We start from the raw sequence: 15,884 nt of genomic DNA on the forward strand, positions 1-15,884 counted from the left end.
CTAATTACTACATCTTATAACCTCATTACACTTTATAGTGCTTCTGAACACAGCGTAATAATTTTAAAATATCAAGCCAGGAGGAGAAAAAAATGAATACTAATCCGTTGGAAGTTATTAAGAAATGCGATGAGGAGTTGTTTGAAAATATTTCATCAGTCAGAGCTATGGCTTTAAAAGATGGTGCATTGCCATTGAAAGAAAAACTTCTTATTGCAATAGCGCTTGATGCAGCTCACGGAGCGACAGACGGAGTAAGGGAATTGACAAAACAAGCTATCGGAGCCGGTGCTACAAAGGAAGAGATAATGGATACATTGCGTGTTGCTTATTTCGTTTCAGGTGTGGGAAGCATATATACGGCAGCTCGGGCTTTAAATGATATGTTTTAAGTATTCTCACACAATAAAACCTCCATTTCTCAGAATATTAATGCTATATTGAAATGGAGGTTTATATCTGAATAAGTGTTTTCATTGTCAAATAGATATTTCATAGCTCAAGTTGCTGATGTTCGTTAAAAAATGTCTTATACCCAAGCTGAACAAAAATAATTACTGTAAGTGATACGCTTCCTAATATTCCCAGCATTATTGCTATCTGATAGCCAATTGCAGTGACAGGAGAAGTTCCTGAAAGCACCTGACCTGTCATCATTCCAGGTAATGATACTATGCCCATGCTGACCATGGTGTTTATCGTAGGAAGGATTGCAGAATCAAAAGCATTGTTGATGATATTCTTTGAGGCGGTCTTTGGAGATGCACCAAGCATTAGGGATGATTCAATCAGATGTTTGTGCGTTTTCATTCCATCAATCAATCTTACTACACCAAGTGAAATACCAGTCATGGAATTTCCTACGATCATTCCCGCAATAGGAATAAAATACCTCGGATTATACCAGGGAGATACATTTATGACAACAAAGAGAAAATAGATCAGGCTTGATACGGTACCTGCAATCATGGAAAGGGCGATTAACTTTTTTAGTCTTGCAGAAATTTTGGTTTTGGCACGTTTATAAACATTATTAATTGCAAATGCTTCCATAACGGTTATTATAAGAAGAGTAAAAAAGGGATTGCTGTTTTCAAATATGTACACCAGTATATAGCCTGTAAGTACCAGTTGTATGGTCATGCGGGCTGTAGATATCAGAATTTCCTTTTCTCTGTTTATACCCCTGGCACGTACAATAAATAACAGAATAACCACAAAAATATATGCTGCCGCCATCTGCCATATTTTAAGTTCAATAACACTGTTCATTTATAGTACCTCCCTATATGAAACAACTTCTCCATTTCTTATTTCTATAATTTCATCAGAAAATTTCTGTGCGATCTTTATTGAATGTGTAACCATTATCATAGTTTTGTTCCGGCTTTTTACATGCTCCACAAGCTTTTCAATAATTATGTGTTCCGTATTCTCATCAAGCGCAGATGATGGTTCATCCAATAAAAACACAGGAGGATCAAGGAGCAGTATTCTTCCAAGAGCCAAACGCTGCTTTTCACCGCCTGAGAGGACCTCTGCGTCTTCATCCAGTGCCTTTGTCAAAGATACGAATTCTAGCGTCTCATTTAGCGTGTTATCATCAACAATAGGTTTTTCTGAGAACTTAAGCCCAATAAGAAGGTTTTCTCTGATACTGCCAGGAAAAATGGCAGGAGACTGGGGAAGCATGGCTACATTCCTTCTTAGGGTTATTGAATTAAGCTTATCCAATGGAATGCCTTCAAACATAATATTTCCTTCATCGTTGCTGATCATTTTGTTTAGAAGCTTGAGCAGAGTTGATTTCCCACTTCCGCTTTCACCTACAATACACGTAACTTTTCCAGATTTTATTTCCAGTTTTGCTATTCGTAATATTCCTTTGTATTTGACATTGTTCAGCAGATACATCTGATAAGAACCTCCATTTCCCAGGTTACTTTTTTATTTCTTTCACAAGCTCAGAGGCTTTTTTAACAGCCTCTTCCAAAACAATCATTCCTTTTTCAGTTATATTGTAGTATTTCCTGATTTTACCCTCTATAAGTCTGTCTTCTCTTTCTAAAAGCTGACCGTTTTCCATATCATGTAGTATGGGGTAAAGGGTTCCCGGACTCATATCATAACCATGTTCCTTTAACTCATCAATCATCCATACTCCATAGAAAGGCTCTTTTTTAGCATGATGGAGTATGTGTATATGTATGAAACCAAGGAACAGCTTCCTGAACAGTTTTTCTTGCATGATAACCTCCTTATAGGATGTCGATATCGAAGTACGATATAATTGTATTATAAATTTATCAAAGTGACAAGATTTTTAACAAAGATAATATTATTTGCTGTATTAAGTTGGAAAATTACTATAATTTAATAAATATATGTAATTGTAAATAGTAATTGTAAGATTTTATACAATTTGATAAAATGTTCAAATAGTAGAAAAAATGCATATGATTTTGGCATTACTCTTTACCTGATTATGGGGGAAGCACTGTGGATGGTCATATAAAATACGGTTCTAAAGACATGAGTGTTGTAGAAGAGAAGCTGAATTTTGCCATAGAAAGTCTACTGGACTCTTTCGGCATATTTTCAGCTATAAGGGATGAAAGTGGAACAATTACTGATTTCAGCATTGAACATCTAAATGAAAAAGTATGTGTTAGAAAGAATTTTGAAGTTCAAAAGTTTATTGGAAAGAAAATAAGTGATTTCTTTCCACTTATAAAAGAAAATGGATTGCTTAATGAATGTATTACTGTAGTAGAAACTGGAGAACCATTTGTAAAAAAACTTATATTCTATGAAAATATTAAGGGAGCAGAACAAGTAAGATATGCTTGTGATATTAGAATGGTAAAGCTGGATGATGGAATAGCAGCAACGTGGCGTGATATCACAGTACAAAAGAGACTGGAGAAAATAGACAAAGAAAGTAAGAAGGCAAAAACAGGCATTGAAGAGGAATTGAAACGTCTGACGTCATTTGTTGAATGCTCTGATGATGCTATTATAGGAAAAAATGCAGAAGGCTATATAACCAGTTGGAATAAGGGTGCAGAACGCATATATGGATATTCCTTGGATGAGGTGATAGGAAAACATATTTCCATACTGGCGCCTCCAGGCAAGGAGTTGGAGATAAGCGGAATACTCCAAAGAATAAAGCAGGGTATGCGTATAAGCCATTATGAGACTATCAGGAAAAGAAAAGATGGAGTTTTACTTGAAGTATCTATCTCCATATCTCCTGTTTTCGATTCTGAAGGCAAGGTAGTCGGTGCCTCAACTGTTGCAAGAGATATAACTGCACAGAAACAACTCGAAAAAACATTGGTAGAAAGTGAAGAAAGATATCGTTTGCTGATGGATTTTCTTCCGTATGGAGTATTTGTGCATCAAAAAGGAGAAATTATTTTTGTAAACTCCTCCTGTATAAAAATGTTTGGAGCTAATAATATATATGACATTCTCGGAAAGGATTTCAGTGATTTTCTTCATCAGGAAGACAGTGGGATAGTTGATGAGAATAACCAGCTTGATGTTGAAAGTGATTGTGAAGTAGTTACAAAGGAAGCAAAAATCAAGAAGCCAGATGGCACATTATTGAATGTAGAAACCGTTTCAACTAAACTAAACTATAGAAGCAGTAAGGCTATACTTACAGTTATAAAGGATAACTCGGCAGAAAAAAAAGCACATGTACTGCAAAAGCAGGTAGAGGAAAACGTTAAGAAGCTGAATGAAGCAATAGAATACGATAAGCTTAAAACAGACTTTTTCACTAATATATCACATGAACTGAAAACACCGCTGAATATCATTCTCAGCTCGCTGCAGTTATATGAGCTTTTGGTAAAAAGCAGTGGTCAGGATGATAACGAAAGAAAAATAGGAAAACTTGTAGAAGTAATGAAACAAAACTGCTATAGGCTTTTGAGATTAATAAATAACCTTATAGACGCTACCAGAATAGATGCAGGTTTTTACAACCTATACCTTCAGAATTGCAATATAGTATGTATTGTTGAAGATATAGTAATGTCAGCTGCAAAATATACAAAAAACAAGGGTATAGAGTTTAAATTTGATACTGAAGTTGAAGAGAAGATTATTGCATGTGATCCTGAAAAAATAGAAAGAATAATGCTCAATTTGCTTTCAAATGCGGTTAAGTTCGGAAAAAATCAAGGTTCTATATTTATCAATATTTATGATCTTGGTGAAAGTGTAGCTTTATCTGTAAAGGATAATGGCATAGGAATAGAGAAAGACAAACTGGATATGATATTTGAACGATTCAGGCAGGTGGATAAATCGTTGACAAGAAATTATGAAGGCAGCGGTATAGGATTGTCACTTGTGAAGTCTCTGACAGAAATGCATGGTGGAACTGTAAAGGTATTTAGTGAATATGGTAAAGGGAGTGAATTTGTAGTTACGCTACCTGTGAAAAAAACCGCAAATACACCAAGTTATTTGAAACGCAATATAATCAACGATGGTACAGGTTGCAGTGAGGCAGAAAAGATTTGTATTGAATTTTCGGATATATATTTTTAATGACACATTGGATTTTGCTTAAATTAAAATGAAGAATAGTGCTTTAGTGAGCACTATTCTTCATTTTTGCGTTTTTTCGATTAAGTTATTATTCAGTAATGTTATGTAAAACAAAGCTGATAAAGTCGAATGACGTGTAAAGAAATAAAAAAACCGGATATAAAATGTAATAAATCAGTTTATAAAAAGACAAACTATCAACATAAAAGTTTAAAGGAGGAGAAGCTTGTATGAAGAATATGTCGACAAAGGAACTTAACTATGCTAATGACATAATGTCATGGGAACTGCTGGCAGCAAAAAAATGCTTTCAATACGCATACCAGGAAAACAATTCACCCCATGCACAGGTATTTTTTGATGCTGCAAGAGTGCACCAGCAAAACTACCAAAATATATTGAATTATGTTTCACAGATTAAGAATCAGGGAGGGCAGATGCATTAATGGATACCCAAATGACTGTAACTTCAAAATCAGGAGTTGTAAAAATAGGGAAGCAGGTTACTAGTGAACTTCCAAAAGTGAAAGATGCAACTGTAAATGTCAGGGACAGAGTGAATGATATTCTGGCAACAGAAAAACACAATCTCATAAACTACCAGACAGCTATTAATGAAGCTATAAGTGATGAATTCAGGCAAATATTGATAAACGGTAGGAATGATACTCAGAATCTTCATACCCGGGTTTTCGGAGAACTATTTAATATGGGCGAATACCAGGCAGATGTTGCAACTACACAGCAGCTTGCAGATACTGTAGAAGTTTTCACAAACTACAAGTCTCAGCTGCCATATAGCCAATAAACTATAGGCCCGGATACCGGGCTTTTCGTTTATTGAAAAACTTTTATCAGGATGTTTTGAACATTATTTAATAGTATATATTTCGCAAAGATCCTTCATTTTCTTTTCACGTGGACTATATGCAGGTACACCTATGGGTATTAGGCTGATAAATTTACTGTCAGGAGTTACGCCGAGTATTTTTCTTATCTCATCTCCGGCTATGGCAGGATCATTCATCCAGCATGCTCCATATCCTTTTTCGTGTACTGCCAGCAAAAGATTCTGAACTGCAGCTCCAATAGATAACAGATCGGGATAGGCAAAGAATTTCATAATTCCCTCATCATCATAACCTTTATCTTTTAGAGCTTTTATCATAACAGTGTCAAGGAACTCCATTTTTGTCATAAATACAGCTATTACTACAGGTGCTTTACTAAAAAAAGTCAGCATCTTGCGTTTGGAATCCAAATACTGACTGCTGATTTCATCTGTACCGGAATTAATTATCTGATCCATCTTACTTATAACAGCTTTACTAATAGCATCCATTACGTTTTTATCCGTAATAGCTACAAATCTCCAACACTGACTGTTACATCCACTTGGAGCACTTGTTGCAATTCTGATGAATTCTTCAATCTCCTCCAGAGAGATTTCCGTGTCTGCGTATTTTCTTATACTCCGGCGGCTCAAAGCAAGCTGGGAAAAATAAGTCATGTGTTTGTATTCTCCTTATCTTCCTTTTCAGGGAAAGCTTTTGCAAGTCCTTTGATCAGTAAAAAGAAAAGTATAAGTACCAGGAAGACTCCGCCAATACCGCATAGCATTACAAAAAGACCCTGGTTTAGTTCAGAAGCTTTTTTTAAGCTCTCTATCATATATGAACAGCCTCCTTTTATTTCCTAAAACTGTTTTGAAAATAGAAATGTATATTTATGTATTAAGGTATTAGGCACCTGTTAACGCCCCAACAAGTGCAAGAATCAGACCACCTGCAATAATTGAGCCTAACTGGCCGGAAACATTGGCACTTACGGCCTGCATCAATATAAAGTTGGTCGGATCTTCTTTTGTAGCCATCCTCTGAATTACGCGCGCAGACATTGGAAAGGCTGAAATTCCTGCGGCACCTATCATCGGGTTGACTTTATTTTTCAGGAAAAGGTTAAGCAGCTTTGCAAAAAGAACTCCTCCAGCTGTATCGAATATAAAAGCTACAAGACCAAGGGAGAGAATCAGTATTGTCTGCAGACTTAAAAACTTATCGGCAACCATGGTGGAACCTATAGTGATTCCCAGTAGTATTGTAACCAGATTTGCAAGTTCGTTCTGTGCTGTATTGGAAAGTCTTTCAAGTACACCCGATTCCCTGATAAGATTTCCAAACATAAGGAGTCCGACGAGAGGCACGCTTATAGGAGCGACTATCCCGGCTATTACAGTTACAGTAATAGGAAAAACTATCTTAACTGTTTTGGATACTTTCTCTTCAGTATAGTCCATTCTGATCATTCGTTCCTGTTTTGTGGTAAGAGCTTTTATAACAGGCGGTTGGATTATCGGCACCAGTGCCATGTATGAATAAGCTGCGACAGTGATGGGTCCCAGGTATTCTCTGGCGAATTTGTTTCCGACAAATATTGCGGTTGGCCCGTCAGCTGCACCGATTATACCTATTGCTGACGCGATTCTTAAATTTATACCCAGACCTGGAAATATGTCGCCTAAAAGAAGTGCTGCTATCAGGGTAGCAAATATTCCGAATTGTGCTGCTGCACCAAAGAAAATCATAAACGGATTTTTAAAAAGTGGAGTAAAATCAATCATTGCTCCAATAGCTATAAAAATCAGCACAGGAAACAATTCAGTTGCAATTCCTGCATTAAAGAGAGTCTGCAGTACACCGGGTTTTCCTTCATATGAAAGAACGGTTGAAAGAGGAATATTTGTTAGAATAGCTCCAAATCCTATAGGAAGCAGAAGCATAGGTTCATAATCCTTCTTTATTGCCAGATAAATCAATACTGCACCGATTATGTACATAATAACAAGCTTATAATTTAGTGAAGTAAACCCTATAAGTAGTTCTTCCATGACATCCCTCCGTTATTTTTGTATTCTAGCTGTTCAATATATAGTTTAACTAATTTTATGAGTATTATCAAACCATTTCTGTGATTATTAAGTCAACTTATTATAAATAACCAATTGGGAAAAGATATACACGATGATTACTATCAGGCATCGCAGGCCATCTTATGAAGACGGGAGATATAAACAGGAAATGAATACTACAGTAATACTTGGCGCAGGATTTTCGAAAAATTCGGGAGTTCCCGTACAATCGGAAATACCCGGATTATTGATCTCATACGGAAAAGGAAATGGTTTTGAAAACGATGTAAATATGTTGCTTAAAAAATTTATGGAAGAAATATATGGTTATAAAGGTGACGGTCATTTCCCGAATCTTGATGATATCTTTACATGTATTGATATTTCTACAAATTCAGGGCATCATCTTGGAATAAGCTACTCGCCGCTAACCTTGAGGGGAATAAGAAGATTTTTGGTATACAGGGTTTTCTCAATACTCGAAAACTGCTTTACACCCCAAAAATATATAGGTTCAATGATAGAACTACTGAACAAAAAAAGCGTAAAAACAAGGTATATAGTGCTAAACTGGGATAATGTACTGGAAAAATACTTGCTGATGAATAATGGTAAAACCGGAATTGATTATTGTAATGGAGGTATAAATTGGGAGGAAGGCTCCTATAGTCCCCCTGAAGAAGCGGTTAAGATCATGAAGCTACACGGATCATGCAATTGGCTTTATTGCGACAACTGCCGTACTTTGTATTATGATCTGCTTAATAAAGTGGGTTTGATAGAAAGAGCCGGTTTTCAAAAGACTGATTTTTCACTACTGAGCTACGTTCATAATGCATACAGTAAAGAAAATGCTATAAAAAGCAGGTTGTGCAGGTTGTGTAATGATCCTGTTTCCTCACATATTGCTACTTTCAGTTATAGGAAGTCCTTCAGGGCCAATTCTTTTCCGGATATTTGGAATGAAGCGGAAAGTTCATTATGCCAATCTGACAGGTGGATATTTATAGGCTATTCACTTCCTGATGCAGATTATGAGTTCAAACACCTTTTGAAGATAGCGGAGTTGAAGCTAAAGCATATGAGGAAAGAAGGCTTGGAGATAGATGTTGTATTATTGAATTCGGATAAAACTATAGACAAGTACAAAAGTTTTTTTGGAAATAAATTGCATTATATCTGTAATGGAGGAATTGATGAGTATTCAGACTATCTAAAAACATTATAGCCTGGTATTGACTCCATATATAATTATTGTAATAATCTAATAAGTGTGAATAAGCATTTGACTTGCTTGTTAATAAGCAAATACGGGAAAGGGGAGAACCATATTGATTATAAAAAATCCAAAATATGAGCTTACAGCGGTTAAGCCCGAACAATACCCTGTCAGCATCATGCCTGAGATAGCATTTGTGGGAAGATCAAATGTCGGTAAATCTTCAATAATTAATACACTGCTAAACAGAAAGAATCTGGCTAGGGTAAGTGCTACACCTGGCAAAACAAGGGAAATAAATTTTTATAATATAGATGATGTGTTATACTTTGTTGATTTGCCTGGATACGGTTATGCCAGTGTATCAAAGGAAAAAAAGGCTACATGGAGCGGGGTGATTGAAACATATCTTACCACCAGACAGCAGCTGAAGTTGATTGTTTTGCTTGTAGACATAAGACATACACCTTCGGCTGATGACAAGCAAATGTACGAATGGCTGGTTGCAAGTGGGTTCAATCATTTCATTGTTGCTACAAAGGCTGATAAGATAAGTAGATCTCAGATAATAACAAGAATCAGGGATATCAGAGGATTCCTTAGAGTGGATGATGCTGTAAAGGTAATACCTTATTCGTCGGAGACGAGGCAAGGCAAAGAGGATATTTGGGGGAATATTGAAACAGTAATTTAAAATTTATAGAAATTTTGCTCTGCCGATATGGATTTATTCAAAAATCACTTTATTTACATACATATCTTTATGTGATTATGAATATAATATCCGAGGATATAAGGAGGGGGGCAGAGTGATTATTAAACATATTTCAATTTTAAATCTTGATAAGTCCGTGAATAACAGTATTGAAGGTGGCAATTTGTATTCTATGAGGGTTTACTTGTCAGACAGTCCGGGCAGGGTATGGAAGGAACGCTTTAATCTGCAATGGAGGAAGATGTTTTTCTTTAAGAAAAAGAAGCTATACTTTTCAAATAATGAAATCAGGCTTTTTCTGGAAAAACAAGACGATCTCCAAAAATATGTGGAATCACTAAAGGACCTTGTGGATAGGACAAACAAAATGACGGACATAAAGCAGCATAAAGAAAGGAAAGAACTCAGAAGAAAACTCAGAATAAACCTTTATAGCGGGGTGAAAGTGTATAAAGTAGTTGGATGAAGTGCAGGGGTGCAACTATTCTGGCAGTGGGAAATGATTGATTTCTGCAAAAATAGTTGTCAGACCGATTTATTACGGAATATCTGATGTTTGAATGTGTATTAATAAGTATTCTTTAAATTTTATTTCTATTTGGTATAAACCAGTTTACAGCTTGAATCATTCTTGAAATGAGAACAGTGCTGGCCTTTAACAAAGGGTCAGCACTGCTTTTTATGATATGAATATATTTGCTTGATATTGCCGAGTACATTTAATACAATAATAAATAATTTATATTCAATAGCAACTTGTTTCAGGAGTGTTTTTATGAACAGATTCTTAATCGGAATGAGAGATTTTTTTGATGAAGATAAATATAGAAGAGATATAAAAAGCGGATTTTATGGCGTGGAAGCAGGTACTTTCCGTAGTATAGACGAAATAAAAAAACTTGATATCCGTCTTAAAAGAGACAACTATAATTTGTGTGTACATTTTCCACTGCTAAAAAGGGATTACTTCTATTCCCATCCGATGTTCCTGTCAAAAAACAGGCAGGAAAGGGAAAGAGCATATGATGTATTTGAAAGAGACCTGGAATTATCTGAAAAATATAGTGCAAAATATGTACTGACACATTATCCTTATCCGCCTGTTCTGGACAGGGAGTTGGATTGGTCTTCATGGAGGCTGAAGGAGTATAGTTACTCAGATGAATATCCGTCTGAGATTTTTGAGGAGTTATCAGATATGATGTTTGAAAAACTTTCAAAAATGAGCAGGACATACAATGTTCAGATAGTAATAGAGCATGATATTCTAAATGGGCATTTTTACACCACAGGCATACTGAAAAAACTTTTTGAAAAGTATAAAATCCTGAAAGCCTGTTTGGATACAGGAAGAATACATCAACTATCCATTATAGACCGGAGATTTAAACCTTTTGAATTTATTAGAGATATAGCGGGTTTTACACATGTCATACATCTGTGGAACGTAAAACTCGATAACAACACTTCGGGAGGTCATTATCCTGTTCTTAAGGAGCAAAAGGCATGCGAGGGCTGGGCTGATATCGGAGGGTTTATGAAAGAAATTGCAAAAATAAATGATGAATGTCTTGTTATGTTTGAGCACAGGTCAGAACTGATTAGTGACCGGCAGCTTGAGGAATGTTACGATTGGGTTGCAGCAATGCTGTAAATTATGGTATGATATAAAAATTGGAAAACGGGTAAGAAGGAGAGATTTATATGATAAATACAAAACAGATAATAGCTGATGTTTTAAATAGTATTATTGAATCTATGGATTCTGCACAGATATATGACATGCTTGAAATTCCTCCTAATACAGATATGGGAGATATAGCCCTTCCTTGCTTCAAGCTGAGCAAGGTGCTGAGAAAACCTCCTGTGGTTATAGCGCAGGAACTGGCTGCAAAAATGCCTGAATCTGAATTTGTTGAAAGGGTAGAAGCTTTATCAGGATACTTGAATTTCTTTATTAACAGAACAGCTTTTATGGAAAAGGTTATTATACATATATTGAATCAAGGAGAGAAGTATGGTTCACAGGATGTAGGAAAAGGAAGAAATGTTGTTATTGATTTTTCTGCTCCGAATATTGCCAAGCCTTTCCATGTAGGGCATCTTCGTTCAACAGTTATCGGCAATTCCATATATAAGGTTTTTAAGTTCAATGATATAATTGTGTGGGTATAAACCATCTGGGAGATTGGGGCACACAGTTTGGCAAGCTGATAGTTGCATATAAGAAATGGGGAAACAAAGAAAAAGTAGAGCAGGGGCAGATCAAAGAACTCATGGATCTTTATGTGAGATTTCATGATGAAGCAGAAAAGAATCCGGAGCTTGATGACGAGGCCAGAGCGTGGTTTGTCAAAATGGAACAGGGTGACAGGGAAGCCCTTGAGCTTTGGCAGTGGTTTAAGGATATTAGCTTGCAGGAATTCCAGAAAGTATATGATGTTCTTAAGGTGAAATTTGACTCATACGCAGGGGAAAGCTTCTACAACGACAAAATGGATGCGACAGTAAAGGAACTCAAAGGGAAGAACCTTCTGGAGGAGAGTGAAGGGGCACAGATAGTAGCTCTTGAAAAGTATAACATGCCTCCCTGCATAATATTGAAGAAGGATGGCAGCACTTTATATGCAACCAGAGATGTTACTGCCGCTATTTACCGTAAAACAAATTATGATTTTGAAAAGTGTATATATGTTACAGGTGCAGCTCAAAGCCTTCATTTCCAGCAATGGTTTAAGGTAATAGAACTCATGGGATATGAATGGTCAAAAGATCTGGTGCATGTTCCTTTCGGAATAGTAAGTCTTGGAGGAGAAAAGCTGTCAACAAGAAAAGGCAAGGTAGTACTCCTTGAAGAAATACTTTCTGAGGCAATAAAGAAAACCACTGAAATAATAGAAGCAAAAAATCCGAATCTGGAGAATAAGGAAGAAACAGCCAAACAGATGGGTGTCGGTGCTGTAATATTCAGTGATTTGAGCAGCAACCGGATAAAGGATGTTTCCTTCTCATGGGAAGAGATATTGAATTTTGACGGCGAAACAGGACCTTATGTACAGTACACCCATGCCAGAACCTGCAGCGTACTGCAAAAGGCAGGTGGAGAAGTTAAGGGGAAATTGGATACAAGCTTGTTGAATTCAGACGAAGAATACAATCTGGTGAAAGCACTCTATATATTCCCGGAAAAGGTAATGCAAGCCATGAATGAACTGGAGCCCTCCGTTATAACCAGATATTTGATTGAACTATCCCAGGATTTTAACCGCTTTTATAATAAGCATAAAATAAATATCGATGATGAGATGCTAAAGAATGCAAGGCTTTCACTGGCTTCAGCGACAAAAACAGTGCTGGCAAACGGTTTGAGTCTTATTGGTCTGGATGCTCCGGAAAGAGTATGAAGAAAAGACAGGTATAATTGTTTATTCTATTGACCGGAGATAATTTCCTGCTATATAATTTATATATATAAATATGAAGAATACGAAAGGAGTGTATGTATGATAGTAACAAAAGGTGAGGTGGCTTTTGCGTAACTAAATACCGGCAGAAGGTTTGAAATAATGACATGTTATTAATGTCTTTATTTGGCATACCTTTTGCAGCCTTTGTTGAGTAACCCTTTCGTTAATGATGCGTAGTAAGCACGGTAAAGGTTATCGTGCTTTTTTATTGTTCAAAAAAGATATTTACAATAAAACTGACTTGCACAAAATGTTAGACTGATTAGTTCAGTGACCGCAGGAGGTATACCAACTGCGGATTTTTATACCTTTTTTTAGGGAGTGGATTAAACTAAGAAAATCAATTACAAGAAAAGTAACTGGAATTTTACCAGATAGGACAACGGTTGAATTTTATTATCAGACAGGAGGAATTCAAGGTGGAAAAAGCGATTATAGCAAAAAACTTGAAAAAGGTGTATAAGACCTTTGAAAAAGAGGAAGGCATACGTGGGAGTCTTAAATCCTTATTTGTTAAGAAAAACATAGAAAAGATTGCAGTACGCGATTTCAATATGGTTATTGAACAGGGTGAGATGGTAGGACTTATAGGGCCAAACGGAGCTGGGAAAACCACACTTATAAAAATGCTGACAGGAGTAATACATCCTGCTTCAGGTGAAGTGTCTGTTTTCGGACATATACCGCATCAGCAGAAAGAGGATTTTAAAAAGAGTTTTGCAGTAGTTATGGGACAAAAGAGCCAGCTGTGGTGGGATTTACCAGCAGTAGACTCTTTCCTGCTGAACAAGGAGATTTATGGAATACATGATGATGAATACAGAAAGAATCTGGCATTTTTCTCAGAACTTTTTGCAATAGGAGATCTTATGAGGGTACAGGTTAGAAACCTGTCTCTTGGCGAAAGAATGAAAATGGAACTTGTAACTTCGCTGCTGCACAATCCGAAAATGCTTTTCCTTGATGAACCGACTATAGGGCTTGATGCGGTTGCACAGAAACAGATGAGAGAGTTCCTGAGAGAGATTAACAAAACCAGAGGGGTAACGATCATACTCACTAGCCACTACATGGAAGATATAAAGCATCTGTGCAAAAGAACAATAGTAATAAGAAATGGTGAGAAAATCTATGACGGCAGTCTGCAAGAGCTTTTAGATAAAAATCAGTTTTACAGGACAATTAGTATATCTTTTGAAACTCCTACAGATATTCAAATGGATTTTGATGCTGAATGGATCGAAAAAAACCCATTCAAATCTGTATTCAAAGTAAGAAAGACCGATGTAAAACCCGTACTTCAGACAGTTATGCAAAACTATGAAATCGATGATATCAGCATAGAAGATGAGGAAATAGGAAGTGTGGTTGAAAAAATATATACAGCAGGGACAGGGGGGAGTATATGAACCGGTATATCGAAGTGGCAAAAATTACGTTCAAATCACAGATTATTTATAGGTTCAATGTCATATCGGGTGTGTTTCTTTCTTTTGCAGGAATAATACTGGCATATATTCTTTGGAAAGCAGTATTTGGGCAGAAGAATGAAATAGCTGGTTTTTCTTTTAGTATGATGGTTACTTATTATATTGCAGTTGCCTTTTTCAGAAGGCTTGATACCACTGACAGCATAGTATGGCAGATATCTTCGGAAATACGGGAAGGTCAGTTCACAAAATATATAGTAAAACCAATGAAGCCATTTTACTATTTTGTAGCCATATGCTATTCAAAATCCGCATTTGTTTTAGGTATAAACGGGATTGCAACAGTTTTATACGCTGCGGTTTTTAGCAAATACTTTATACTGCATACAAATTATATGGCATATGTCTATTCTGCTCTGATTAGCTTATTTGGTTTGTATTTCCTCATGCTTCTTAACTACTTTATAGCTATACTGAGCTTTAAGTTTCTGGATGTCGGCGCTTTTAACATGATAAAAAACAATATTCTTGAGTTTCTTACCGGTGCTATTATACCTCTTGCTTTATTACCCGGATGGATACAGGATGGAATGAAGTTTTTCCCGTTTTACTATATCTATTATATGCCTACCATGCTTTTTATGAACCGGGAAACTGATAATATCCAAATGGCATTCATTGTTCTTGCCATATGGATTACAGTAATGCAGATAACAGTGAGTATTGCCTATAATGCGCTTAAAAAAGATTATGAGGGGGTAGGGATATGAGATTCATAAAGTATCTGCGTTTTTTCTGCCTGTTGGTGAAGCTAAAACTTAACAGGCAGATGATGTACAGTTTTAATTTCTGGATGGTCCTATTTGTTGATTTGTCATTGTTTGCAATACAGATAGCTGTATTTTCGGCTATTTTCCTGCAAGTGGACACTATAAACGGATGGAACAGGAATCAGATGATATTTTTTATCGGGACATTTACTATATTGGATAGTATTTATATGAGTACATATTTTTTTGGTGTCATTGGAATCCCGGATAAGATCCTTACTGGCAAACTGGATATTTATATATCAAAACCTGTCAATACACTCTTTTTTGTTTCGTTTGAAAGTATTGATCTAGGATCACTGCTGCTTTTATTCCCTGGAATTATGATGATAACTTACAGTACAGCAATGATGGGAATTACTGTAACAGTATGGGGTGTATTGGGATATGTTTTTCTGATTGTTCTTATGCTGGTTCTGATGTTTGATCTGATGATAATAATCCGGTCTACGGCTTTCTGGTTTACAAGGATTGATTCACTTTCAGATTTTGAAAATGAAATGGTAAACTTCAGCTTCCGTGTTCCCGGAGTGGTGTTTAAAGGCGTAAGCAAACTTGTTTTTTATGTTATTTTACCTTATGGTCTTATGGCTACTATCCCTACCCAATTTTTCACAGGTTTACTGGATGGCTGGACTTGTCTTTTGACAATTACCGTCTGTTTTGTATTTACATTACTCAGTCAGCGAATCTGGAAGTTGGGGTTAAAGCACTATGGGAGTGCAAGTAGCTAATTGGGAAATAAG

17 protein-coding genes and 1 pseudogene are annotated in these 15,884 nt (G+C 36.3%); 12 read left to right on the forward strand and 6 right to left on the reverse strand.

Annotated features, from left to right (window positions below; all coding sequences use genetic code 11):
* Window positions 1–92: 92 nt before the first annotated feature.
* The gene (locus N3I35_16695; GenBank protein ID MCX8131719.1) at window positions 93–392 is read left to right on the forward strand and encodes a carboxymuconolactone decarboxylase family protein; all 300 of its coding nucleotides are present in this window, start codon (window positions 93–95) and stop codon (window positions 390–392) included.
* A 100-nt stretch (window positions 393–492) separates the two neighbouring features.
* On the opposite strand, the gene fetB is transcribed toward N3I35_16695, so the two are convergent.
* From fetB to N3I35_16710, 3 genes are read right to left on the reverse strand one after another with little or no spacing between them, the layout of a single operon-like run.
* Window positions 493–1,272 (reverse strand): iron export ABC transporter permease subunit FetB, encoded by a 780-nt coding sequence (gene fetB / locus N3I35_16700; protein MCX8131720.1) that lies wholly within the window; start codon window positions 1,270–1,272, stop codon window positions 493–495.
* Window positions 1,273–1,914 (reverse strand): ABC transporter ATP-binding protein, encoded by a 642-nt coding sequence (locus tag N3I35_16705; GenBank protein MCX8131721.1) that lies wholly within the window; start codon window positions 1,912–1,914, stop codon window positions 1,273–1,275. It lies immediately after the preceding gene.
* A 25-nt stretch (window positions 1,915–1,939) separates the two neighbouring features.
* A complete protein-coding gene (locus N3I35_16710) occupies window positions 1,940–2,248 on the reverse strand; it encodes a PadR family transcriptional regulator (GenBank protein ID MCX8131722.1) in 309 nt (102 codons plus the stop codon).
* 251 nt (window positions 2,249–2,499) lie between these two features.
* On the opposite strand from N3I35_16710, the gene N3I35_16715 reads away from it, so the two are divergent.
* The 3 genes from N3I35_16715 (at window position 2,500) to N3I35_16725 (ending at window position 5,377) form a co-directional block, all read left to right on the forward strand.
* Complete coding sequence (locus tag N3I35_16715; protein ID MCX8131723.1) at window positions 2,500–4,569, forward strand: PAS domain S-box protein; 2,070 nt, start codon at window positions 2,500–2,502, stop codon at window positions 4,567–4,569.
* Between the two features lie 230 nt (window positions 4,570–4,799).
* Window positions 4,800–5,015 carry a hypothetical protein gene (locus N3I35_16720; GenBank protein ID MCX8131724.1) on the forward strand — a complete coding sequence of 72 codons (216 nt, stop codon included), beginning with the start codon at window positions 4,800–4,802 and terminating at the stop codon, window positions 5,013–5,015.
* Complete coding sequence (locus N3I35_16725; protein ID MCX8131725.1) at window positions 5,015–5,377, forward strand: spore coat protein; 363 nt, start codon at window positions 5,015–5,017, stop codon at window positions 5,375–5,377. Before N3I35_16720 ends, N3I35_16725 begins: the two co-directional genes overlap by 1 nt.
* Before the next feature lie 63 nt (window positions 5,378–5,440).
* On the opposite strand, the gene N3I35_16730 is transcribed toward N3I35_16725, so the two are convergent.
* From N3I35_16730 to N3I35_16740, 3 genes are all read right to left on the reverse strand, one after another.
* Window positions 5,441–6,079, reverse strand: coding sequence for a nitroreductase family protein (locus tag N3I35_16730; protein ID MCX8131726.1), 639 nt, complete (start codon window positions 6,077–6,079; stop codon window positions 5,441–5,443).
* On the reverse strand, window positions 6,076–6,240 hold the full coding sequence (locus tag N3I35_16735) for an OadG-related small transporter subunit (GenBank protein ID MCX8131727.1): 165 nt from the start codon (window positions 6,238–6,240) through the stop codon (window positions 6,076–6,078). The genes N3I35_16730 and N3I35_16735 overlap by 4 nt, the downstream gene beginning before the upstream one ends.
* 70 nt (window positions 6,241–6,310) lie before the next feature.
* Entirely contained in the window at window positions 6,311–7,456 is a 1,146-nt protein-coding gene (locus tag N3I35_16740) for a sodium ion-translocating decarboxylase subunit beta (protein MCX8131728.1), read from the reverse strand.
* Window positions 7,457–7,646: 190 nt separating this feature from the next.
* Between N3I35_16740 and N3I35_16745 the strand changes: the two genes are divergently transcribed.
* From N3I35_16745 to N3I35_16780, 8 genes and pseudogenes are all read left to right on the forward strand, one after another.
* On the forward strand, window positions 7,647–8,705 hold the full coding sequence (locus tag N3I35_16745; protein MCX8131729.1) for a hypothetical protein: 1,059 nt from the start codon (window positions 7,647–7,649) through the stop codon (window positions 8,703–8,705).
* Between the two features lie 103 nt (window positions 8,706–8,808).
* Complete coding sequence (gene yihA, locus N3I35_16750; protein MCX8131730.1) at window positions 8,809–9,390, forward strand: ribosome biogenesis GTP-binding protein YihA/YsxC; 582 nt, start codon at window positions 8,809–8,811, stop codon at window positions 9,388–9,390.
* 115 nt (window positions 9,391–9,505) lie between these two features.
* On the forward strand, window positions 9,506–9,877 hold the full coding sequence (locus N3I35_16755; GenBank protein ID MCX8131731.1) for a hypothetical protein: 372 nt from the start codon (window positions 9,506–9,508) through the stop codon (window positions 9,875–9,877).
* A gap of 309 nt (window positions 9,878–10,186) precedes the next feature.
* Window positions 10,187–11,065, forward strand: a complete 879-nt coding sequence (locus N3I35_16760) for a sugar phosphate isomerase/epimerase (GenBank protein MCX8131732.1) — start codon at window positions 10,187–10,189, stop codon at window positions 11,063–11,065.
* Between the two features lie 50 nt (window positions 11,066–11,115).
* Window positions 11,116–12,815 (forward strand): annotated as a pseudogene (gene argS, locus N3I35_16765) (arginine--tRNA ligase).
* 482 nt (window positions 12,816–13,297) lie between these two features.
* Window positions 13,298–14,287 carry an ATP-binding cassette domain-containing protein gene (locus N3I35_16770; GenBank protein ID MCX8131733.1) on the forward strand — a complete coding sequence of 330 codons (990 nt, stop codon included), beginning with the start codon at window positions 13,298–13,300 and terminating at the stop codon, window positions 14,285–14,287.
* Complete coding sequence (locus N3I35_16775; GenBank protein ID MCX8131734.1) at window positions 14,284–15,078, forward strand: ABC-2 family transporter protein; 795 nt, start codon at window positions 14,284–14,286, stop codon at window positions 15,076–15,078. Before N3I35_16770 ends, N3I35_16775 begins: the two co-directional genes overlap by 4 nt.
* Entirely contained in the window at window positions 15,075–15,872 is a 798-nt protein-coding gene (locus N3I35_16780; GenBank protein MCX8131735.1) for an ABC transporter permease, read from the forward strand. Before N3I35_16775 ends, N3I35_16780 begins: the two co-directional genes overlap by 4 nt.
* Window positions 15,873–15,884 lie beyond the last annotated feature (12 nt).

It is taken from the genome of Clostridia bacterium, from assembly GCA_026414765.1.
Classification (GTDB): domain Bacteria; phylum Bacillota; class Clostridia; order Acetivibrionales; family DSM-27016; genus SKW86.

Coding starts and splice junctions, on each gene's coding strand:
- N3I35_16695 (MCX8131719.1), top strand. CDS start 93: ATGAATACTAATCCGTTGGAAGTTATTAAGAAATGCGATGAGGAGTTG.
- fetB (MCX8131720.1), bottom strand. CDS start 1,272: ATGAACAGTGTTATTGAACTTAAAATATGGCAGATGGCGGCAGCATAT.
- N3I35_16705 (MCX8131721.1), bottom strand. CDS start 1,914: ATGTATCTGCTGAACAATGTCAAATACAAAGGAATATTACGAATAGCA.
- N3I35_16710 (MCX8131722.1), bottom strand. CDS start 2,248: ATGCAAGAAAAACTGTTCAGGAAGCTGTTCCTTGGTTTCATACATATA.
- N3I35_16720 (MCX8131724.1), top strand. CDS start 4,800: ATGAAGAATATGTCGACAAAGGAACTTAACTATGCTAATGACATAATG.
- N3I35_16725 (MCX8131725.1), top strand. CDS start 5,015: ATGGATACCCAAATGACTGTAACTTCAAAATCAGGAGTTGTAAAAATA.
- N3I35_16730 (MCX8131726.1), bottom strand. CDS start 6,079: ATGACTTATTTTTCCCAGCTTGCTTTGAGCCGCCGGAGTATAAGAAAA.
- N3I35_16735 (MCX8131727.1), bottom strand. CDS start 6,240: ATGATAGAGAGCTTAAAAAAAGCTTCTGAACTAAACCAGGGTCTTTTT.
- N3I35_16740 (MCX8131728.1), bottom strand. CDS start 7,456: ATGGAAGAACTACTTATAGGGTTTACTTCACTAAATTATAAGCTTGTT.
- N3I35_16745 (MCX8131729.1), top strand. CDS start 7,647: ATGAATACTACAGTAATACTTGGCGCAGGATTTTCGAAAAATTCGGGA.
- N3I35_16760 (MCX8131732.1), top strand. CDS start 10,187: ATGAACAGATTCTTAATCGGAATGAGAGATTTTTTTGATGAAGATAAA.
- N3I35_16775 (MCX8131734.1), top strand. CDS start 14,284: ATGAACCGGTATATCGAAGTGGCAAAAATTACGTTCAAATCACAGATT.
- N3I35_16780 (MCX8131735.1), top strand. CDS start 15,075: ATGAGATTCATAAAGTATCTGCGTTTTTTCTGCCTGTTGGTGAAGCTA.